This window comes from Glycomyces sp. NPDC048151 (assembly GCF_043202775.1).
Lineage (GTDB): Bacteria > Actinomycetota > Actinomycetes > Mycobacteriales > Micromonosporaceae > Glycomyces.
The window spans coordinates 264,136-283,187 of record NZ_JBIDBB010000003.1; the positions used below are offsets into that span (position 1 = coordinate 264,136).

The 19,052-nt window shown below is 67.4% G+C and carries 20 protein-coding genes and 1 tRNA gene; 15 read left to right on the forward strand and 6 right to left on the reverse strand.

Annotation, left to right across the window (positions count from 1 at the left end):
* The first annotated feature begins 5 nt into the window (after positions 1-5).
* The 3 genes from ACGGCP_RS07880 (at position 6) to ACGGCP_RS07890 (ending at position 1,718) form a co-directional block, all read left to right on the forward strand.
* Positions 6-689 carry a hypothetical protein gene (locus ACGGCP_RS07880; protein ID WP_392962664.1) on the forward strand — a complete coding sequence of 228 codons (684 nt, stop codon included), beginning with the start codon at positions 6-8 and terminating at the stop codon, positions 687-689.
* Between the two features lie 76 nt (positions 690-765).
* Complete coding sequence (locus tag ACGGCP_RS07885) at positions 766-1,461, forward strand: hypothetical protein (RefSeq protein WP_392962667.1); 696 nt, start codon at positions 766-768, stop codon at positions 1,459-1,461.
* Between the two features lie 182 nt (positions 1,462-1,643).
* Positions 1,644-1,718: transfer RNA gene (locus tag ACGGCP_RS07890), tRNA-Gln, on the forward strand.
* A gap of 276 nt (positions 1,719-1,994) precedes the next feature.
* On the opposite strand, the gene ACGGCP_RS07895 is transcribed toward ACGGCP_RS07890, so the two are convergent.
* From ACGGCP_RS07895 to ACGGCP_RS07910, 4 genes are read right to left on the reverse strand one after another with little or no spacing between them, the layout of a single operon-like run.
* Positions 1,995-3,083 (reverse strand): ROK family protein, encoded by a 1,089-nt coding sequence (locus ACGGCP_RS07895; protein ID WP_392962670.1) that lies wholly within the window; start codon positions 3,081-3,083, stop codon positions 1,995-1,997.
* A gap of 3 nt (positions 3,084-3,086) precedes the next feature.
* Positions 3,087-4,346 carry a sugar ABC transporter permease gene (locus ACGGCP_RS07900; protein ID WP_392962673.1) on the reverse strand — a complete coding sequence of 420 codons (1,260 nt, stop codon included), beginning with the start codon at positions 4,344-4,346 and terminating at the stop codon, positions 3,087-3,089.
* On the reverse strand, positions 4,343-5,110 hold the full coding sequence (locus ACGGCP_RS07905; protein WP_392962676.1) for an ATP-binding cassette domain-containing protein: 768 nt from the start codon (positions 5,108-5,110) through the stop codon (positions 4,343-4,345). The genes ACGGCP_RS07900 and ACGGCP_RS07905 overlap by 4 nt, the downstream gene beginning before the upstream one ends.
* A 9-nt stretch (positions 5,111-5,119) precedes the next feature.
* A complete protein-coding gene (locus tag ACGGCP_RS07910; RefSeq protein ID WP_392962679.1) occupies positions 5,120-6,214 on the reverse strand; it encodes a sugar ABC transporter substrate-binding protein in 1,095 nt (364 codons plus the stop codon).
* A gap of 167 nt (positions 6,215-6,381) precedes the next feature.
* On the opposite strand from ACGGCP_RS07910, the gene glmU reads away from it, so the two are divergent.
* From glmU to ACGGCP_RS07935, 5 genes are all read left to right on the forward strand, one after another.
* Positions 6,382-7,821, forward strand: a complete 1,440-nt coding sequence (gene glmU, locus ACGGCP_RS07915; protein ID WP_392962682.1) for a bifunctional UDP-N-acetylglucosamine diphosphorylase/glucosamine-1-phosphate N-acetyltransferase GlmU — start codon at positions 6,382-6,384, stop codon at positions 7,819-7,821.
* A 102-nt stretch (positions 7,822-7,923) separates the two neighbouring features.
* Positions 7,924-8,907, forward strand: a complete 984-nt coding sequence (locus tag ACGGCP_RS07920; RefSeq protein WP_392962684.1) for a ribose-phosphate diphosphokinase — start codon at positions 7,924-7,926, stop codon at positions 8,905-8,907.
* 203 nt (positions 8,908-9,110) lie between these two features.
* Complete coding sequence (locus ACGGCP_RS07925) at positions 9,111-9,728, forward strand: 50S ribosomal protein L25/general stress protein Ctc (protein WP_392962687.1); 618 nt, start codon at positions 9,111-9,113, stop codon at positions 9,726-9,728.
* Positions 9,729-9,738: 10 nt separating this feature from the next.
* Positions 9,739-10,326: an aminoacyl-tRNA hydrolase gene (gene pth, locus ACGGCP_RS07930; RefSeq protein ID WP_392962689.1), complete on the forward strand. Its 588-nt coding sequence runs from the start codon at positions 9,739-9,741 to the stop codon at positions 10,324-10,326.
* 72 nt (positions 10,327-10,398) lie between these two features.
* Complete coding sequence (locus ACGGCP_RS07935; protein ID WP_392962691.1) at positions 10,399-11,904, forward strand: sugar transferase; 1,506 nt, start codon at positions 10,399-10,401, stop codon at positions 11,902-11,904.
* A gap of 47 nt (positions 11,905-11,951) precedes the next feature.
* Here ACGGCP_RS07935 and ACGGCP_RS07940 read toward each other — a convergent pair whose 3' ends face one another.
* Both ACGGCP_RS07940 and ACGGCP_RS07945 read right to left on the reverse strand, forming a co-directional pair.
* On the reverse strand, positions 11,952-12,239 hold the full coding sequence (locus ACGGCP_RS07940; protein ID WP_392962693.1) for a hypothetical protein: 288 nt from the start codon (positions 12,237-12,239) through the stop codon (positions 11,952-11,954).
* Positions 12,236-12,676: a hypothetical protein gene (locus ACGGCP_RS07945; protein ID WP_392962695.1), complete on the reverse strand. Its 441-nt coding sequence runs from the start codon at positions 12,674-12,676 to the stop codon at positions 12,236-12,238. Before ACGGCP_RS07945 ends, ACGGCP_RS07940 begins: the two co-directional genes overlap by 4 nt.
* A 554-nt stretch (positions 12,677-13,230) precedes the next feature.
* Between ACGGCP_RS07945 and ACGGCP_RS07950 the strand changes: the two genes are divergently transcribed.
* The 7 genes from ACGGCP_RS07950 to ACGGCP_RS07980 all read left to right on the forward strand — a co-directional run bounded on the left by ACGGCP_RS07950 (position 13,231) and on the right by ACGGCP_RS07980 (position 18,990).
* Positions 13,231-13,563: a hypothetical protein gene (locus ACGGCP_RS07950; protein ID WP_392962697.1), complete on the forward strand. Its 333-nt coding sequence runs from the start codon at positions 13,231-13,233 to the stop codon at positions 13,561-13,563.
* A 13-nt stretch (positions 13,564-13,576) separates the two neighbouring features.
* Positions 13,577-14,308: a hypothetical protein gene (locus tag ACGGCP_RS07955; protein WP_392962700.1), complete on the forward strand. Its 732-nt coding sequence runs from the start codon at positions 13,577-13,579 to the stop codon at positions 14,306-14,308.
* Between the two features lie 2 nt (positions 14,309-14,310).
* Positions 14,311-16,050, forward strand: a complete 1,740-nt coding sequence (locus ACGGCP_RS07960; RefSeq protein ID WP_392962703.1) for a hypothetical protein — start codon at positions 14,311-14,313, stop codon at positions 16,048-16,050.
* A 242-nt stretch (positions 16,051-16,292) separates the two neighbouring features.
* Positions 16,293-16,607 (forward strand): YbaB/EbfC family nucleoid-associated protein, encoded by a 315-nt coding sequence (locus ACGGCP_RS07965; RefSeq protein WP_392962706.1) that lies wholly within the window; start codon positions 16,293-16,295, stop codon positions 16,605-16,607.
* Positions 16,604-16,966, forward strand: coding sequence for a YbaB/EbfC family nucleoid-associated protein (locus tag ACGGCP_RS07970; RefSeq protein ID WP_392962709.1), 363 nt, complete (start codon positions 16,604-16,606; stop codon positions 16,964-16,966). Before ACGGCP_RS07965 ends, ACGGCP_RS07970 begins: the two co-directional genes overlap by 4 nt.
* 24 nt (positions 16,967-16,990) lie before the next feature.
* Positions 16,991-18,385 (forward strand): type VII secretion target, encoded by a 1,395-nt coding sequence (locus tag ACGGCP_RS07975; protein ID WP_392962711.1) that lies wholly within the window; start codon positions 16,991-16,993, stop codon positions 18,383-18,385.
* 2 nt (positions 18,386-18,387) lie between these two features.
* Positions 18,388-18,990 carry a hypothetical protein gene (locus ACGGCP_RS07980; RefSeq protein ID WP_392962718.1) on the forward strand — a complete coding sequence of 201 codons (603 nt, stop codon included), beginning with the start codon at positions 18,388-18,390 and terminating at the stop codon, positions 18,988-18,990.
* Positions 18,991-19,052 lie beyond the last annotated feature (62 nt).

A 19,052-nucleotide genomic window follows, 5' to 3' on the forward strand; every position in this document is an offset into this window, starting at 1 on the left:
GAACCGTGGCCGAGTTCGCCGCCCCCGTGCTCGTCGTGCTCTTCTGGGTGCTGTGCATCGGCGTCCCCGGCGCGGCCGTCTGGCTCGCCGTCCACTATTCGCGCAAGGCCCGCGAGCGGCACGTCGCACGCCTCTCGGCCTGGGCCGCCCACTACGGCTTCCAGTACTGGCCCTACGACCAGAGCGCCCTGAGCCTCTCCCGCTTCGCGCCGTTCAGCTACGGCAGCGGCCGCGAAGCGCGCGACGTCCTGCGCGGGACCTACCGCGGCGAGCACATGCACTGCTTCCAGCTCCGGTACCGCACCGGCAGCGGCGACAACGAGACGACCCACGACCACCAGGTGGTCGCGATCAGCCTCCCCGCGTCGCGCCCGCCGCTCGACATCGCGCACGAGAACGCGCTGACGCGCCGCTTCGGCGACGACATCGAGTTCGAGAACCAGGCCTTCAACGACCTGTTCAAGATCGTCTCGGCGAGCCCGCGCTTCGCGCACGACGTGATCCACCCGCGCACGATGGAGTGGATGCTCGCCGACCACCGCGCCCGCACGATCCGCTGGCGGTTCGAGGGGGCGTGGCTGATGACGTTCCGGGACGGTCCGCTCAACCTCAACGAGGTGTTCTTCCTCGCGGACTTCCTCCACGACGTGCGCGCCCAGGTCCCGAAGCACGTGTGGTCCGCGCAATAGTCCGGATCACCCGGTTCAGCCCTTTCGCGGAAACTGTAGGACCGTCGGAGGGGCTGTAGTACATCACACATGACATATGAATGAGGAGGAGCCGATGGCCGCCGGAGGCTTCGAAGCGACAGACCTGATGCCCTTCATGTTCTGGGCGATGATCATCTTCGTCGCACTGTACGTCTACCTCTACTACAAGCGCGAAGACAAGCGCGCCAAGGCGTTCAAAGCCTGGGGGAAGCAGCACGGCTTCCGGTACGGGCGCGGCGAGGGCGCGCTGGCGAACTTCTCGGCCGCCGAGCCGTGGGGCCGCGGCAAGCGCCGCGAGGGCGCCCACGTCCTGCGCGGCGAGCACCGCGGCGAGCCGGTCCTGCTGTTCGAGTACCGGCACATGGGCAGCGGCGACAGCAAAGAGGTCTTCAACTACCAGGTGGCCGCCGTCCCGCTCCCCGTTTCGGTCCCCCTGCTCGACATCGGCCAGGAGACCGGGCGCACGCGCCGCTTCGGCGACGACATCGACTTCGAGAACCAGGCGTTCAACGACAAGTTCAGGATCGAGTCCGCCGACCGTCGCTTCGCCTTCGACGTGGTCCACGCCCGCACCATGGAGTGGATGCTCGCCGACCCCCGCGCCTCGGCCATGCCGTGGCGCTTCGAAGGCAAGTGGCTCATGACCTTCGAGAAGAAGAAGCTCGACCCGGCGGACGCCCTGCGGCGCGCGGACTTCCTCCTCGACGCCCGCGCCCAAGCCCCCGCCTACCTCTGGTCGCCGCGCCCCTGACCCCTGACCTCCGCGGCCGATCGAGGCGCTTGCGGCCCAGCGAATCCGCAAACCGTGCCGGGTCGCGAGGCCCCTGCGCCCGGCGGGGCCCGCGAATGCGGGACGGCTGCGGAGGGCGGCGAACGGGTGCGTCCCGACTGCTAGAATGGCTGCGCGCGGCCGCTGAACGGCGCTGCCCGCGATGGCCCGTGGTGTAATTGGCAACACTACTGATTTTGGTTCAGTCATTTCAGGTTCGAGTCCTGGCGGGCCAGCCAGATCCTTTCCGACCCTCGCAGCGCGGGACGCGATACGGTCAGTCGTTGCGGTCGGTCTCAGCCAGGAAGGCGTAGTCCTCCCCGCCTACTGCTGAAAAGACCGTCTTCGCTCAGTCGTCCTCCGCCTCGATGAGGTCGCGGACGGTGCCGCCTCCCTCCGGGCTTCGTCGCCGGTTACGGTCATCTTGCCGTCTCCTTTCGCCACGATTGCTCCCTTAGCGGCATTGAGTTGTGCGAACACGTACTACTCGTGCAGTCGATGCGATCGGTGACGTGTCAACGCATCCGCTCGAAGAGCGCTTCGAAACCCGTCTCCGCCGCACCGATGAGCGCGCCCTCGTCGCCGAGTACCGGCGTCCGCAGCCGCAGCTTCGAACGCAGCTGCGGCAGCGTCGTCTCCGCCAGCGCCGACCGGACCGGCGCGGCCGCCGACAGGTACAGCTCCCGCAGCCAGCCGCCGAACAGGATCTCGTCCGGCCCCGTCGCGGTGACGACCGCCCCCAGCGCCCGCCCCAGGTCCTGGCCCGACCGGCGCAGCCGGTCCCGGGCCGCGCCGTCGCCCATGCCCGCCGCCAGGGTCGCGTCCTCGATGTCGTCGGCGAATCCGAACGCCTCCATCTCGGCCTCCAGGCACCCCCGCAGCCCGCACGCGCACTCCAGCCCGCCCGGTTCGACCACGATGTGCCCCAACTGGATCGACCCGCCGCGCTGCGCCCGGCCCTCGATCACCAGCCCGGCCGTCAGGCCCCGGCCGCCGTGCAGGTAGATCAGCTTCCGGGCCTCGTGCGCGTCCCCGCGCGTCCACTCGCCGACCGCCGCCGCCGTCGCGGTGTCAACGACCCGCCACTCCCGGCCCGTGGCCGCCGCCAGCTCCGCGGCGGCGTCCCGGTCCTCCCAGCCCAGCTCCGTAGAGTGCGCGACCACGCCCTCGTCGACGAGTCCGGGCACGGCCGCCACCGCCTCCTCGGCGTCGGCGGCCGTCCCACCGGTCAGCGCCGCCGCCGCGGCCATCGGATCGTCGCCCTCGCCCAGAGCGGTCTCCGACCGCTCCAGCACCTCGCCGCCCAGCCCGACCAGCGCGAACCGCAGCCGGTCGGCGCGGATCTCCACGACCGCCACCGTGATCGACTGCGGGACGCACGCCACGAGCGTCGAGGGCCGACCGGCCGAACCGGTCGACTGCCCCGTCGTCTCCTGCAGATGCCCCGAGTCGGCCAGGTCGGTCGCGAGCGCGCCGATCGTGGAACGGTTGAGCCCCAACGATTCCGTCAGCGCGGCGCGGGTCTGGGGGCCGTGCCGGTGGAGCTGTTCGAGCAGCGCCGCGCGGTTGCGCCGCCGCAGTTCCGCGGCCGGAGGCAGGGCCACCGGTCAGTGCCTGCCGAAGAGCTTGCCCCGGCCGCGCGACATGGCGTCCACGCCCGCCGCGAGGAGCAGCACCGCGCCGGTCACGCCGAACCGCACGCCGGCGCTCAGGCCCATCAGGCCCATGCCGTTGTTGATGATCGCCACCACCGCTCCTCCCAGCAGGGCCGCCCGCACCGTGCCCTTGCCACCGAAGAGGCTAGCACCGCCGATGACCGCGGCCCCCACAGAAAGCAGGAGCACATTGGACCCTCCCGTGTTGGGGTCCACCGAGGCCGCGCGCGACGCGGCGACGATGCCGCCGATCGCGGCCATGCCCGAGCAGATGACGAACGCCGCGATGCGCACCCGGTCGACGTTCACGCCCGCGCGCACCGCCGCTTCCCGGTTCCCGCCCACCGCGTAGAGGTGCCGCCCGAACCTGGTGCGGTGCAGCACGAACGTCCACACCGCGAACAGCGCCCCGAGGAGCACGACCACTACGGGCACTCCCGTCAGCGAGATGATCTGCGGGTTCGCCGAGCGCTCCAGGTTGAGCAGGAACACCCCGGCCGCCAGGAGCAGCCCGAGCGCCGCGATCCGCGCCGCCACCACCGCGAGCGGCTCGTGCACGAGCGACCGCGCCACCCGCCGCCGCCACCGGTTCAGCTGCAGCGCAGCGTAAGCCCCGATCGTCAGCACCAGCAGCGTCCAGCCCTGCCAGCGCTCCAGGTTCCCGCCCGCCACGGCCTTCACGGTCTCGTCGTTGATGCTGATGTTGCTGCCTTCCTCGAGGATCATGAGCACGATCCCCTGGAACGCCAGGAACGCCGCGAGCGTCACCACGAACGAGGGGATGCCGAGCTTCACCACGAGCGTCCCCAGCAGCAGCCCGATCACCATGCCGGTGACGATGGCCGCGCCGACCGCGATAGGCCACGGCATCCCCCAGTTGGTGAGGATCACGGCCATGATCGCCGCGCACACGCCCGACGCGAACCCGGCCGACAGGTCGATCTCGCCGAGGATGAGCACGAACACCAGCCCCATCGCGATGCAGGCGACGGCCGCGCCCTGCCCGAACAGGTTCGCGAGGTTCCCCACCGACAGGAACACCGGCTGCGAGATCCCGAAGAACACGCACAGCGCGATGATCCCCGCGACGGCCGGCAGCGCCCCGACCTCGCCCGAGCGCACCTCCGCCCAGTACCCGCGCAGGTGGTCGGCGACGGCGCGCACCGCGCCCGGTTCGGTCCCGGCCTCCGGCCGGGTCTCCACTGTGGTCACGTCCGGGCTCCATTCGTGTCGGCGCCGAGCCCGAGGGTCCCGGACCTGCCGCTGGTGATGAGTTCGACCACCTGCGACTGGGTGGCGTCGGCGGCGTCGAGCACGGCCGCCATGCGCCCCAGGTAGAGGGCGGCGATCCGGTCGGCCACGGCGAAGACGTCGTTCAGGTTGTGGGAGATGTACAGCACCGCGAGGCCCTGGTCGGCGAGGCGCCGGATGAGCTCGAGCACCTGCCGGGTCTGGGCCACGCCGAGCGCGGCGGTGGGCTCGTCGAGGATGACCAGCCGCGAGTTCCACAGCACGGCTTTGGCGATGGCGACGGTCTGGCGCTGGCCGCCGGAGAGGCTGGCGACCGGCTGCCTGAGGTTGCGGATCGTCCGCACCGCAAGGGAGGAGAGCGTCTCTGCGGCGAGCTGCTCCATGGCGTCGTCGTCGAGGACGACGCCGCGGACCTTCTCGCGCCCGAGGAACAGGTTCTCGACGACGTCGAGGTTGTCGCACAGCGCGAGGTCCTGGTAGACGACCTCGATCCCGAGGGCGGCGGCGTCACGCGGCCCCGAGATGGTCCGGGACTCCCCGTCCACGGTGATGGAACCGCCGTCGATGTCGTGGATCCCGGCGACGCATTTGACCAGTGTGGACTTTCCGGCGCCGTTGTCGCCGACCAGCGCGCAGACCTCTCCGGCGTCGATAGCGAGATCGACGTCGGAGAGGACCTCGACCGGTCCGAAGCGCTTCGAGAGTCCGGTGAGTTCGAGCAGCACGTGCAGCCCCTATCCGATGCCGTGCTCGGTGCAGAGCGCCGCGTACTCCCCGGCGCACAGCTCGGCCGGGTCGGCGAAGCCGTCGTCGACGACCAGCTGGATGTTCTCGATGGTGATCCCGACGGGTTCGAGGAGCACGGACGGCACCTCGGCGCCGCTCACCGGGTCGGTGACGCTCGCGTCGGTGGTCGGCTTCTCGCCGTTGGCGAGGGCCACGGCGAGTTCGGCGGCCGCGTTGGCCTCCTCCTCGATCGCCTTGTACACGGTCATGCACTGGTCGCCGGTGAGGATGTTCTGCAGGCCCTGGATGGTGGCGTCCTGCCCGGTCACGGGCACCGTGCCGTTGAGGTTGTTGCGCTCCAGCACCGTGATGACCGCGTGCGCCAGGCCGTCGTTCGCCGCCAGCACGCCGTCGATCTCGGTGCCGGTGTCGGTGAGCATCTGCTCGAAGAGCGTGCCGCCCTGCGCGTTGTCCCAGTCGGGCACCCACTCGTCGGGGCCCTTCTCGAAGGTCCCGCCGTCGTAGAGCGGCTGGAGCACCGAGTCGTAGCCGTTCTTGAACAGGGTCGCGTTGTTGTCGGTGGGGGAGCCGTTGAGCTCGGCCACGAGGGGCTTTTCCGCGCCCTCCAGGCACGAGACGAGGCCCTCGCCCTGGAGGACGCCGACCTGCTCGTTGTCGAAGCTCACGTAGTAGTCGGCGCCGCCGTCCTCGGTGAGCCGGTCGTAGTCGATGGTGGCCACGCCCTGCGACTTGGCCTTCTCGATCACGGTCTTGCCGGTGCCGGAGTCGAGGTTCACGGTGACCAGCACGTTGACGCCCTTGGTGAGCATCTGGTCGGCGATGGTCTGGAAGTCCTCGCGGCTGCCCTGGGCGTTCTGGATGTCGTACTCGACGCCGGCGGCGTCGAAGGCGGCTTCGAGGTACTTGCGGTCGGCGGTCTCCCACCGGTCCGAGGAGGCGGAGTCGGGGAGGATGACGCCGATGAACGGCTTGTCGTCGCCGCCACCGCCGCCTTCGTCGGCGCCGCAGGCGGTCATGGTCAGGACGAGGGCCGCGCCGGCGGCGGCGGCCAGGATCGGTCGGGAGCTGCTGAGAAGGTGCATGAGAGGTACCTCCGAGGTTTGTTGTTGTCAGCAACATATGACGAGTGACGCAGCTCGCACAAGTGTCAGGGAGATGGAGAACGCGTTCCATTCGTAACGATTCAGTGACGAGGCGCGCTCCCGGCCCGGCCCGTTCATGTCAGGGTCACCGACTACCATGGCCCATCATGAGCAGTGAGCGTTCGGCGATCATCCTGGCCGCTGGCCTGGGCACCCGCATGAAGTCCACCAAACCGAAGGTCCTGCACGAGGTGCTCGGCCGTTCCCTGGTGGGCCACGTCCTCCGCAGTGTCAAGGCCATCAGGCCCGACCGCCAGATCGTCGTCGTCGGCGCGGCCGCCGACCAGGTGCGCGCCCACCTCGCCGAGGTCGCCCCCGAAGCCGACACGGTCTTCCAGGACCAGCAGCTCGGCACCGGCCACGCCGTCACGATCGCCGTGGACGCCAACCCGGACCTCAAGGGCACCATCGTGGTCGCCTGCGGCGACGCGCCCCTCCTGCGCGCCGACTCCATCGCCGAGCTCGTCGAGGTGCACGAGAAGAAGGGCAACGCCGTCACGGTCCTCACCGCCGTCGTCGACGACCCCACCGGCCTCGGCCGCATCGTCCGCGACAACGAGGGCAACGTGCTCCGCAACGTCGAGCACCGCGACGCCGACGCCGAAGAGCGCGCCATCCGCGAGATCAACTCCGGCACCTACGCCTTCGACGCCCAGGTCCTGCGCGAGCAGCTCCAGCGCCTCGGCACCGCCAACGACCAGGGCGAGTACTACCTCACCGACATCATCGAGCTCGCGCGCGAAGCCGGCCACACCGTCGGCGCCGTCGTCGTCGACGACCCCACCGAGACCCTCGGCTGCAACGACCGCGCCCAGCTCGCCGACCTGCGCCGCATCCTCCAGGGCCGCATCAACACCGAGCTGATGAAGTCCGGCGTGACCATGGACGACCCGGCCACCACCTGGATCGACGCCACCGCCAAGGTCGCCCCCGACGTCCACCTGCACCCCGGCGTGCAGCTCAAGGGCGCCACCGCCGTCGACTCCGGCGCCGAGATCGGCCCCGACACGACCCTCACCGACACCATCGTCGGCGCGAACGCCGTCGTCGTCCGCTCCCACGCCGACCAGTCCCACATCGGCGAGAACGCGCACGTCGGCCCCTACGCGCACCTGCGCCCGGCCTCCAAGCTCGCCGAGGACGCCAAGATCGGCGCGTTCGTCGAGACCAAGAACGCCGAGATCGGCCCCGGCGCGAAGGCCAACCACCTCGCCTACCTCGGCGACGCCACCGTCGGCGCCAAGGCCAACATCGGCTGCGGCGTCATCACCGCCAACTACGACGGCGTCAGCAAGCACCGCACCGAGATCGGCGAAGCGGCCTTCATCGGCTGCGACACCGTGCTCGTCGCTCCCGTCTCGGTCGGCGACGGCGCCTACATCGCCGCCGGATCCACCATCGTCAAGGACGTCGAGCCCGGCGACCTCGGCGTCGCCCGCGCCCGCCAGGCCGTGCTCACCGACTGGGTCGCCAAGAAACGCCCCGGCACCGTCTCCGATAAAGCAGCGAGGCGAGCGAAAGGTGAGGCGGGAGTGTCTGAAGCGTGACGCGACACTAAACCCCCCGGTCCCCTCGCGCTTCGGGGCTGGGTCGGGGACACTGGAACCGTCGAGGTTCAGGTGAGACGACCTACTGGGGGAGCCCACGTCATGGCGAGCATGTCCGCTGTCAACTCCAAGATGCTCATGCTGTTCTCCGGGCGCGCCTACCCGGAGCTGGCTGAGGAGATCGGGAAGCACCTCGGGGTCGCGCCGACCCCGATGAGCGCCTACTCCTTCGCCAACGGCGAGCTCTTCGTGCGCTACCAGGAGTCGGTCCGCGGCTGCGACGCCTTCGTCGTGCAGTCCATGCCCGCCCCGATCAACGAGTGGGTCATGGAGACCCTCATCATGATCGACGCGCTCAAGCGCGGCTCCGCCAAGCGCATCACCGTCGTGCTGCCGTTCTACCCGTACGCGCGCCAGGACAAGAAGCACCGCGGCCGCGAGCCCATCTCCGCGCGCCTCATGGCCGACCTGCTCAAGACCGCCGGCGCCGACCGCATCCTCACCGTGGACCTCCACACCGCCCAGATCCAGGGCTTCTTCGACGGCCCCGTCGACCACCTCTTCGCCATGGGCACGCTCGCCCGCTACGTCGAGGAGAAGTACGCCGACCGCCAGATGGCCGTCGTCTCGCCCGACACCGGGCGCGTGCGCCTCGCCGAGCGCTGGTCCGACCGCCTCGGCGGCTGCCCCATCGCGTTCGTGCACAAGACCCGCGACCCGCTCAAGCCCAACCAGGTCGTCGCGCACAAGGTCGTCGGCGACGTCGAAGGACGCACCTGCCTCCTCATCGACGACATGATCGACACCGCGGGCACCATCTGCTCCGCCGCCGAGATGCTCGCCGCGTCCGGCGTCGAGGACATCGTCATCGCCTCCACCCACGCGATCATGTCCGGCCCCGCCGTCGAGCGCCTCGCCAAGGCCCCCGTCTCCGAGGTCATCGTCACCAACACGCTCCCGCTGCCCAAGGAAGCCCAGGACCTGGAGAAGATCACCACCCTGTCCATCGCGCCGCTCGTCGCGAAGGCCATCTGGGAGGTCTTCAACGACGGCTCCGTCACCACCCTCTTCGGCGGTCTCTCGTAAGTCACATATCGACGCCCGTGTCAAGCCTGATCTGATGCGCGTAGTACTCTGGTGGGGTTGCCGACGGCGAGGGTGTCCTCCAGAGGGCGCCGTAATCGACGCAAATGGCGTAGGTCTTTTCAGGGCTCGTGTGCCCTTCTGAATGCCGACGTGAGCGTCGAGCGCCGCATGAAATGTTGCTTAAGAAACAGGGGAGTATTTCCGTGTCCGAAGTTCGTATCAGCGCCGAGCCTCGCACTGACTTCGGGAAGGGCGGTGCCCGCCGTACGCGCCGGGCTGGAAAGGTTCCCGCGGTGGTCTACGGCCACGGCGAGAAGCCGCTCCACATCTCCCTTCCCTCGCTCGAGCTCGCCGCGGCCATCCGCAAGGGCGGCGCCAACCAGCTCATCGCGATCGAGGTCACCGACGGCACCCGCGAACTGGTGATCCCCAAGGACATCCAGCGCGACCCGCTGCGTGACGAGATCGTCCACGCCGACCTCCTGATCGTCCGCCGCGGCGAGAAGATCACGACCGACATCCCGCTCGCCTTCACCGGCGAGGTCGAGAAGGGCGGCCTGGTCGTGCACGAGCTCACCGCCGTGTCCGTCGAGGCCGAGGCCACCCACATCCCCGAGTCCATCGAGGTCGACCTCGAGGGCCTGGCCATCGGCTCGCAGCGTCTCGTCTCCGAGATCACCGTGCCCGACGGCATCGTCATCCTCACCGACGGCGAGCAGACCGTCGCCACCGTGAGCGAGCCGCGCGGCGAAGCCGCCGACGAGGCCGAGGCCGAAGCCGCCGAGGGTGAAGAAGCCCCGGCCGCCGCTGCCGCCGAGTAACAACCTGAACATGACCGACACCCCGACGCTCGTGGTCGGCCTGGGCAACCCCGGGCCGAAGTACGCCGCGAACCGCCACAATGTCGGTTTCATGGTCGTCGACGCCCTTGCCCGGCGCGTCGGCGCCAAATTCGCCGTGGCCCGCAAGGCCCGCGCCGAAGTCTGCGAGGCCCGCTTGGGGGTAGGCGGGCCTCGCGTCATTCTCGTCAAACCCCTGACGTTCATGAACCTCTCCGGTGAAGCGGTCGGCCCGCTCGCCCAGTACTTCGGGGTCCCGCCCGAATCGGTGATCGCCGTCCACGACGAGCTCGACGTCCCCTTCGGCGAACTCCGCCTCAAGCGCGGCGGCGGCGAAGGCGGCCACAACGGCCTCCGCTCCCTCACCAAAGTCCTGGGCACCAAGGACTACGCCCGCGTCCGCTTCGGCGTCGGCCGCCCGCCCGGCCGCCAGGACGCCGCCGACTTCGTCCTCAAGGACTTCGCCAAAGCCGAACGCCCCGAAGTCGAGCTGAACATCGAACTCGCCGCCGACGCGGTCGAAGCCATCATCGAAAAGGGCTTCGTCCTGGCGCAGAACGCGTTCAACGCCCCGTCCTGACTCGACGGACCCTCATGTACTCCGCAGGGTGACAACCCCGTCACTCAATGTCTCCTCGGTCGTTATCCGGTCATGACAGTGGTTGCGGACTCGACGGCTTTCGATGGCGTACAGGACAGCTCCGCAAAGGGGCGCGTCTATTCCATAGGCCCCCAGGCGACCCGGCCTTACGGCGGCCCACCCGCCTGGCAGCGCAAGTACTTCGCGGGCATCATCGCCTCCGACATCGGCGCCGGCATCTTCGGTGCGGCGCTGGCCTTCTTCGCCCGCTTCGGCCACGTCAACGACGGCACCCGCATCTACGCACTCGCCCTGATCGCCCTTCCCGCCGTCTGGATCGCGGCCCTCGGCCTCTCCCGCGCGTTCGAGAAGCGCTACCTCTTCGTGGGCACCGAGGAGTACCAGCGCATCGTGCACGCCGCCGTGGCGCTCACCGCCGCCGTCGCCATCGTCTCCTATGGACTCGAGCTCCCGACTTCCCGCGTCTTCGTCCTCATCGCGATCCCCACCGCCGCAGCATGGTCCATCGTCGCCCGCTTCGCCTGGCGCAAATGGCTCCACCACATGCGCCGCGACGGCCGCTGCATGAAACGCGTCGTCCTCGTCGGCCACGAGTCCTCCGTCGCCGCCCTCATCGTCCAGCTCCGCCGCGAGCACTACCACGGCCTCAACGTCGTCGCCGCCTGTCTGCCCACCGACAAGCCCCGAGGCGCCCTGCTGGACTTCGACACCCGCGTCCGCGGCAGCTTCGACCGCATCGCCGAAGCCGTCGCCGCCGAACGCGCCGACACCGTCATCGTCCTGGGCTGCCCCGAAATCGACGGCCAGGCCCTGCGCCGCCTCGCCTGGAAGCTCGAACGCAGCGAAGTCGACCTCATCGTCGCCTCCGCGCTGGTCGACGTCGCCGGGGACCGCACCACGGTCCGTCCCGTCGACGGCCTCCCGATGCTCCATCTCGACCACGCCCGCCTCACCGGAGTGCGCCGCCTCGCAAAGGAAGCGGTGGACCGCGTCGGCGCGGCGCTCCTCCTCCTCGCGCTCTCGCCGCTCCTCCTCACGGCCGCGCTCCTGATCCGCTGCACCTCAGCGGGACCGGCCCTCTTCAAGCAGGAGCGCATCGGCAAGGACGGCCAGCCGTTCACCATCTGGAAGTTCCGCACCATGCACACGGACGCCGAACGCCGCCTCGCCGAGATCGCGCACCTCAACGAAGGCGACGGCGTCCTCTTCAAGATGAAGGACGACCCCCGCATCACCACCGTCGGCAAATACCTGCGCCGCTTCTCCATCGACGAGTTCCCCCAGCTCGTCAACGTCCTCCGCGGCGACATGAGCCTCGTCGGACCGCGCCCGCCGCTCGCGATCGAGGTCGCCGCCTACGAATCCGACATGCGCCGCCGCCTCGCCGTCAAGCCCGGCATGACCGGCCTCTGGCAGGTCTCCGGCCGCAGCGACCTCCCTTGGGAAGAGGCCGTGCGCCTCGACCTGCGCTACGTCGAGCACTGGAACCTCTCGCTCGACTTCGTCATCCTGCTGCGCACGGTGACCGCCATCCTGCGCCCGCAAGGCGCGTACTGAGTCACTGGTGAGCGCCCCGCCCGGCTTTCCGGGCGGGGCGCTCTTCTCTATCCGTCACACTCCCGGACCGCCTCGGCCCAGATCCGCCTGGCCTGCTGAATGATCGCCGCACAATGCAGCCCGGCCCACTCGGCATCGATCGGCGAACTCACCCGCAGTGCAGGCTGATCGGTATCCAGGTAGATCACCGACCCGACAGCCCTGGTCTCGGCCCCCGCGAACGTCACCCGGATGCGCGCCTGGCAGAAGCTCGCGTCGAACCGCAGGAACCGATCGCCGATCCAGGCCTTCCCGACCACGAACGTCGCATCAAGCGGCGCATTGACCCTGCTCACGCGGCGGCCCCCGCGAAGTTCAGCGGCACAACGAGATACCGCGACCCATCGGGCCGGACGTGCAGGCCCGGCTCATGCGGATCAGGACGCGGATGCGGCCGGGGCCGATAGTCGACCAGCGGGGGAGCAGTCGGCGGATTAGGCCCTTCGACCGGTTCCTCCGGCAACTCAGGCTCAGGATCGGCGATCAGCGGGAGCGCCAACCCGGAAGCCAGCGCATAGAGCAGCAGGTAAGCGAACCCGAGCAGCAGCGCGACGCGCTTGCGAAGGGCCGCAGTGTAATTTCGCGACTCGATCGACACCACCTGTGCACGAACCGGCTGGACAGCCGGGTTCGGAGCAGTTGCTGCCTCCCTGCCCTGCCGTGCCGACGCGGTGCCGGCCTCACGGAAGTCGACCCGCCAAGCGTAGGAGACCTGCGGCGCGGGCTCGCGCACCGCGGCGAGCTTGGCGGCGAAGCGAGCCGGATCCCGCGGCGTCCGAGGCCACGGCTCCCAGGGAGGAACGGCGGCCCGACCGCCGTCAGGTCCCGGACGGGCCCAGAGCGGGGTGCCCGAGATCGGCCGGACGGCCGTCCAGGAGGTCTCGGCTTCCCGCTGCTGAGCAGGGGAAATACCGGGAACGTCGGTCGTTCCCGATTCGGTGAAACACGCATTATGAGCTGTTGACGCGGCCCTGTTTTCGCGTAGGGTGGGACTAGCCACGGGAGGTTCGCCTCTCTGGTTTTGGGAGGCGGCCCGCCAATCTGTTTAGCGACTGGACCGGCGGGCCGCCGTCTGATCTTCATTTGTTGCACGCGATGAAGACTCATCGCGTGATCTACGACGGTGACATGCGTTGTCAATCTCCGTCAAGGCGACACGCCGAAAGCGTCTACACCCGTTCGGGCGACATTGCGAGAACACGCCGATCACACGGTGTTGCAGCGAGCCGTTAGAATCGAAGACGGTTTTGCTGAAGTTTCGCCCGATACACCCCGGAGGTCCCCACCGTGGCTCAGCGCATTCTCGACCCCGCTTACTTGGAGGCGTACCGCGACGAACTCGCGGCACGCTTCAACTTCGTGACCGAGAAGCTCCAGATGCTCGCCACCGGCAATGAACTCGGCGTCGAACCCGGCTTCGGCCTCCTCGACTCTTCCCAGCAGGCGCGACTCGATTACGCAGCCGCTCACGAAGAGCTCTGGAACAACATGCAGAAGCTCCGCGCCGACCTTTACGGCGCCATCGTCACGATCAACGATTCGCTTGGCGTGCATATGGATTCCGAGGATCTGAACCTCACCGAATTCAAGGCCAGCCAATCCGACGTCGAGAACTCCTAGGACCCCGAAACTCATGAAGCGCACTATCTTCAAGACCTTCGCAGCAACCGGCGCCGCGGCACTCCTCCTCAGCGGCTGCAGCCTCCTCGACAGAGGCAGCGACTCCTCCGGAAACGCAAACGGCGAAGACGGCGGCAGCGACAACGCCGTCTACAACGAGATGGCGTCCTGGAACGCCTGTGAGGTTCTCGGCAACCTTCAGCCCATCACCGACGAGATGGGAATCGAGGGCTATGGCTCCTCGTCCGCCGCTGGCGGCGAACCGACCGTTTCCGAAATCGGCAATACGCTGGACCCTGATTCCATCGGCTGCAACGACCTCATCAGCATTTCTGTGCCTGATGAGTACGCAAGCATGATGGGTGGCGGCGAAATCAAGGTCAAGATTGTTCCTGCTGAGGACGAAGAACAGGCAACGACCGCCTACGAGGATCGTGTCGCCGCCGCCCAGTCGGCATCGGCCCAAGGTGCCGATGCCCAGAGCGAAGAGTTTGGAGATCCGTGGGACCAGGGAACCTTGGTCTCCTGGATCGGCAGCGCGGAAAGCCCCAACCTCGAAGTTATCGCCCTGGATGGGCAATGGGTGTTCCACATTCAGCTGAACTACGGCGCTGATTTCGGCCTTCGAAACGAAGGAACCCCTGCATACCAGTTCACCAGCGAAGAACTCAACCAGTGGTTTGTGAACACGTACCTGCCTGAGGTCAACACGACCGTCAACGACCGGATTGCGGAGGTCCAGTAGTCATGAGCGACATTGAGTTCGAGACTGAGGAATACGCCGGCAACGGTGAACTCGAAGGCCAAGAAGCCGTCGACGGTCAGCAGGCGAGCGCTGATGGCGCCTACCTGTCAGGCGCTCCGTGTGGCAACGGCGACTGCCAGAACACCCACAACCCGGCTGAAGACGCTTGGGTCAAGCTGGTGTCGGCAATCCCTGTCGCCGGTCAGGTCGCGAACCTGAAGTGTGTGGCCACCGGTACCGCCGCGCCGAGCCAAGAAGAGGTCCAGTCTCTGGTCTCGCAGATCAGGCCCCCGGATCCGGACAAGTACGCGCTCAAAGAAGTCGCCCTGAAGTGGTTGCTGTTCAACAACGACTTCTCGATCAACGAGGGAACCGCAGTTGAGCCGATCCTGCGGTCGAAGCTTACAGAACTGTCGAACGGTTGGCAGGGCAACGACTTCGATGCGTTCGCAGAGCAGATGGAGGCCGTGTTCGCCAACTGCGAGCAGATTGCATCTGACATCGGCACCGAGACGACCGGCATGGCTGGTCTGCTGAATCAAAAGGGCGATGAGATCTACAACCTCCAGGGTGCTGGCTCTGGCGAGCTTCCCTACCCAGCGCCCCAGTACTGGGTCGAGGATGAGATGTCGCTCTTCACCGACGGCAAGATCCACGTCCGTGCTCCCTTCACCAACGGGGACTGCGACATTGCCGAAGACTGCTCCTTCGCTGGCACCGGCACCACCAACGAGGCCATGGAACTCAGCGGTTTCGACAGCGAGTACACCAACGAGCTGAACCAGTACGTCACCGACCAGACCGAGTACCACTACACGCGTCTGAAGGCGGAGCACGTCAACGGGGTCGACACGACCGGGATGAACGCCGAGGAAAAGTCCGAGGCGACCACGCTGACTGCCTCGCAGGAGTCCTCGCTGCGTGCCGAGGCGGAACGCCTGGCCCAGCAGGACGCCAATGACCGGGCCAAGCAGGACTACGACTCGGGCTCGCAGGACTACGAAGCCCGAGCGACCGAGCAGAACGAGACGGTTACGGCCCGCTGGCAGGACGCCGAGACCTCTGCTTCCGAGTTCGTGCCGACGGTCCAGCCATCTGGCGACACGACGTTCCGCGAGTCCGCGGGCAACCTGAGCGGCTCCGGCTACTCTCCGCCAGGCGGCGGCAACTGGAACGGCAATGTCGACAGCTCCGGCAGCGCCGGCCTCACCCCGCCCGCGACTACGCAGAGCTTGAGCGGCGGCAACCTCACCGGCGGCTCAAACACCGCAACCGACTCGGGCCTCAACCCGTGGGAGTCGTCCACCGACGATGACGACGACACTTCTGGTGGTCTCGCCTCAGGCGGCGGGCTCGGTGCGGGCACGCTGCCCGGCACGGGCGCGGGAACCGGCCTCGGTACCGGCGGCGGCATAGGCGGAGCTGGCGGCGGTGGCCTCGGCCCGGGCTCTGGCCTCTTCGGTCCCGCCGCAGGCGGAACCGGCGGCATGTCGGGCATGACCGGTGCGGGCGCTGGAGGCCGCGGCGCAGGTGCTGGCGGCATGGGCAAGGGCCAGGGCCTCTTCGGCAAGGCCGCCGGAGCTGGCGGCCGGGCAGGCGCTGGTGGCGGCATGATGGGCGGCGGTCGCGGCGCCAACGGCCTCGGTGACGACGAGGAAGCGAACACCGGAACCTGGCTCACCGAGGACGAAGACGTCTGGGGCCTCGCCCGCTTCAACGACGAGAACGACCCCCTCGCCTAACCCATATCAACGAACAGCGGCGGCCGAGCCCGAAAGGACCCGGCCGCCGCGCTATTTGCCGACCCCTCAACCCGATCCCGTGCCCGCCCAGGTCCGTCGCAAACTCACCCTGGGCGGGCATGCCAAACCCTCTCTCCGCCAACGAAATCACACCAGCCTAGACATGTACTTACAAAATGGGATCGCTCCGATACTCTGCTCGTGAGCATCTGATCACCACTCCCCAAACGGAGACCACCCCCGTGTCGGACAACGACATTCATGGCCTCGCGGACAAGTCAGTTCGTCTCCAGCAGGTCATCGCTGCAATTGAAGTCGAGGCCGTCGCTGAAGACGGAGCAATACGAGTCCTCGCAAGAGCCGGTGGACGGCTGGACAAGATCGACCTAGGCCTGCAGGCATTCGAGTTCTCTGCCGCCGAACTTGGTCCGATCGTGGCGGAGACGATTCGCGCCGCGGAGCGGAAGGCAGAGTCCAAAGCGCAGGAGGCCGTCCGCGAGACCTTGGGTGAGCAGTTCATGCGAGCGGCCAACCCGAAGAAGGGCAACGGCGAATGAGTCGCAATGCAGACCGGCAGGACCCGCAGGAGATGCTCGCGCGGATCGACCGAATGGAGCAGGGCGCCGAGCAGTTGCTGGCGAAACTTGAAGGGCTCCAAGCGGAGCTCGGAGCTGGCGCCGTAGAGGTGTGGTCTGAGGACGGCCTGGTGCGCGTGAAGCTCGACAACGAAGGCTGTGTGGACGAGATCGAGCTCCACGAGTATGCAATGCGGTATCGAAGCACTCTTGGCGAGCATATTCGCCAGACCGTCATTCAAGCAAAGCAGGTCCATGCCGACAAGACAGCTGAACTCGCTCAGCGTCTCCTTGGTGACACGATCGACCTGCAGGGCATCCTCAACCAGTTCCGTTCTTGATCGACACCCTCAATGGAGAAATCCTTGTCAGACAATGCATCAACCGTTCAGAACGAATCGGTGCTCCGAGACCGGCTTGACGAGGCCGGCGTTGACGTATCCGGAGTCCCGAACGGGGAAGCGGCACTGGACAGTGTTGTCACCGCGGTCGAAGGTCCAGGAAACGACTACGCCGAGCAGCATGGCTCGGACATCACTGCATACCCTGAGGCGTCCGGTTATCAGGCAGGTTCCCATACCGCCACGCAGATCCCGTTCGTCAAGCGATTCACCTCTGCTGCAGACAAGATCAAGGAAGCCGTAGCAGGCGACAACACAGCCGATGATGTCAGCGGTGCGATGACGAGCCTGGCAACGGGGCTGGCCATGGACGCCTTCAAGTTCATGAAGGACCCGATCTATGCGCTCGCGAGTGCCGGGGTAACGATCGTCATGGACCTGGTTCAGCCTCTGGACGACCTGATTCTCATGGTCACCGGAGATGACGGTGAAATGCAGCGGCAGGTCGACGTGCTCACCCAGGTCCAGACTGCACTGGATGCGCTTGAGGATGAGATCGCCGCGGATCTCGACGGCAACCTCCCGACCTGGGACGGCGAGGCCGCAGACTGGGCTAGCAATGAGCTCGGCGGCGTCGCCGCTTCAGCGGGAGCGATCGCGCATGGTGCCGGGAGCTTGGCGCAACTGCTGGACTGGGCTCGCCTTCTTGCGATCACGGTGTATGAGGTCATTCAGGCGATCCTTTCCGAGCTCGTCGCCTGGCTCATCACTCGGGGCCTGGTTGCACTCGCCACTGCAACGATCACTGCGGGAGGCTCGGTGGTGACATTCCTGCTCAGTGCGGCAATCAAAGCGGCACAGATGCTCATCAGAGTACCAAGAAGTTCCGACTCGGCAAGCAGGGTTTCGAGACGCTCCAGACCAGCCTCTTCAAACTGGGGGTTCAAGGACCCGCTGCGTGCGAAGCTTTGGGTGAACCTGCTTGCGGCTGCGGGGAAAGGACTGGGCGCTGCCGCTGCTGCCGAGTGGGAGAACATTGCTCAGGGCCTGATCGCCACGGTTCCGGACAGGTCCGGAACTATCACAGAAGCACCGGGCAGTTATGACGGGTATGACGTGGACCCTGAGGAACTGCGGGCCGCTGCCGCGGCGCTTGACGGTCGCGCACCGAACGCCGATGCGATCTCCACTGCGGCCTCCGAAGCCGGGGCGGCCGAGATGACATGGGGTTTGACGGGCTTCTTCTTCGAGCAGCCCTATGCCGAAGGCTGCACGACGTTGGTCGACCAGATCGACAGTCTCGCTGAGGCGATTCGTGGCGGCGCCTCGAAACTCCGGGATTCTGCCGACGCCTACGAGACGGCGGACGCGGATTCGCAGAGTGATTTCGATGGCTCTGCGGCAGAGATCGGAGGCTGACCTTGGCTGACAGCGCACACGGCCCCTTTGACCTCGGGACCGACCGAACTTCAATCCTCAGAAGCCAGCACCTGGAGCCAGGAGAGATCGTCAGGTGGACGGCCCCGCAGGCGCCGGAGTCGTATTTCGTAGAGGGCCTGAAGGAAAGTGGGAAGCCTGCTCGCAGGTGGCCGCTGTGGCTACGTGTGGTTGGTTTCCCCTTCAGGCTCGTCTGGAGCGCCTACCTCCGCGTAGTGGAGTTCTTCGCCTGCTTCTCCGATTTCGACTTCTCCGACTTCCCGAGGCGCAAGAGTCAGCCGGTGGTTCTCGTTTTCGGAGACCGTCCGGATTGCCAGGCGGTCTTTCGTACACGACCTCCGTCCGACGCCGGATTCCATGGCATTTGGATGCTGACCGATCGACGGCTGGTAGCCGCCACTTTCCAAGCGGCGCAGTTCCGGATTGACTACGAGGTACCCGCAGACCAGGTCCGATTCCAACCCAACGTCGAACGACGGTTCTCGCGGAAGTTCAGGCCTAGGAGCGGCATGTACCACCGGATCCTCTTGCCAGACGGTTCAGGTTTCGACATTGCGCCAGGCGCTGTGTCGTTCTCACCCGCTTGAGGTGCCCTCTATTGGCTGCATGCGCAGCCACTTGCCATCGTGTTCGGCCTGGAGTTCGAGTT

Coding starts and splice junctions, on each gene's coding strand:
- ACGGCP_RS07910 (WP_392962679.1), bottom strand. CDS start 6,214: ATGCACCTTCTCAGCAGCTCCCGACCGATCCTGGCCGCCGCCGCCGGC.
- pth (WP_392962689.1), top strand. CDS start 9,739: ATGACCGACACCCCGACGCTCGTGGTCGGCCTGGGCAACCCCGGGCCG.
- ACGGCP_RS07920 (WP_392962684.1), top strand. CDS start 7,924: ATGGCGAGCATGTCCGCTGTCAACTCCAAGATGCTCATGCTGTTCTCC.
- ACGGCP_RS07960 (WP_392962703.1), top strand. CDS start 14,311: ATGAGCGACATTGAGTTCGAGACTGAGGAATACGCCGGCAACGGTGAA.
- glmU (WP_392962682.1), top strand. CDS start 6,382: ATGAGCAGTGAGCGTTCGGCGATCATCCTGGCCGCTGGCCTGGGCACC.
- ACGGCP_RS07970 (WP_392962709.1), top strand. CDS start 16,604: ATGAGTCGCAATGCAGACCGGCAGGACCCGCAGGAGATGCTCGCGCGG.
- ACGGCP_RS07935 (WP_392962691.1), top strand. CDS start 10,399: ATGACAGTGGTTGCGGACTCGACGGCTTTCGATGGCGTACAGGACAGC.
- ACGGCP_RS07955 (WP_392962700.1), top strand. CDS start 13,577: ATGAAGCGCACTATCTTCAAGACCTTCGCAGCAACCGGCGCCGCGGCA.
- ACGGCP_RS07885 (WP_392962667.1), top strand. CDS start 766: ATGAATGAGGAGGAGCCGATGGCCGCCGGAGGCTTCGAAGCGACAGAC.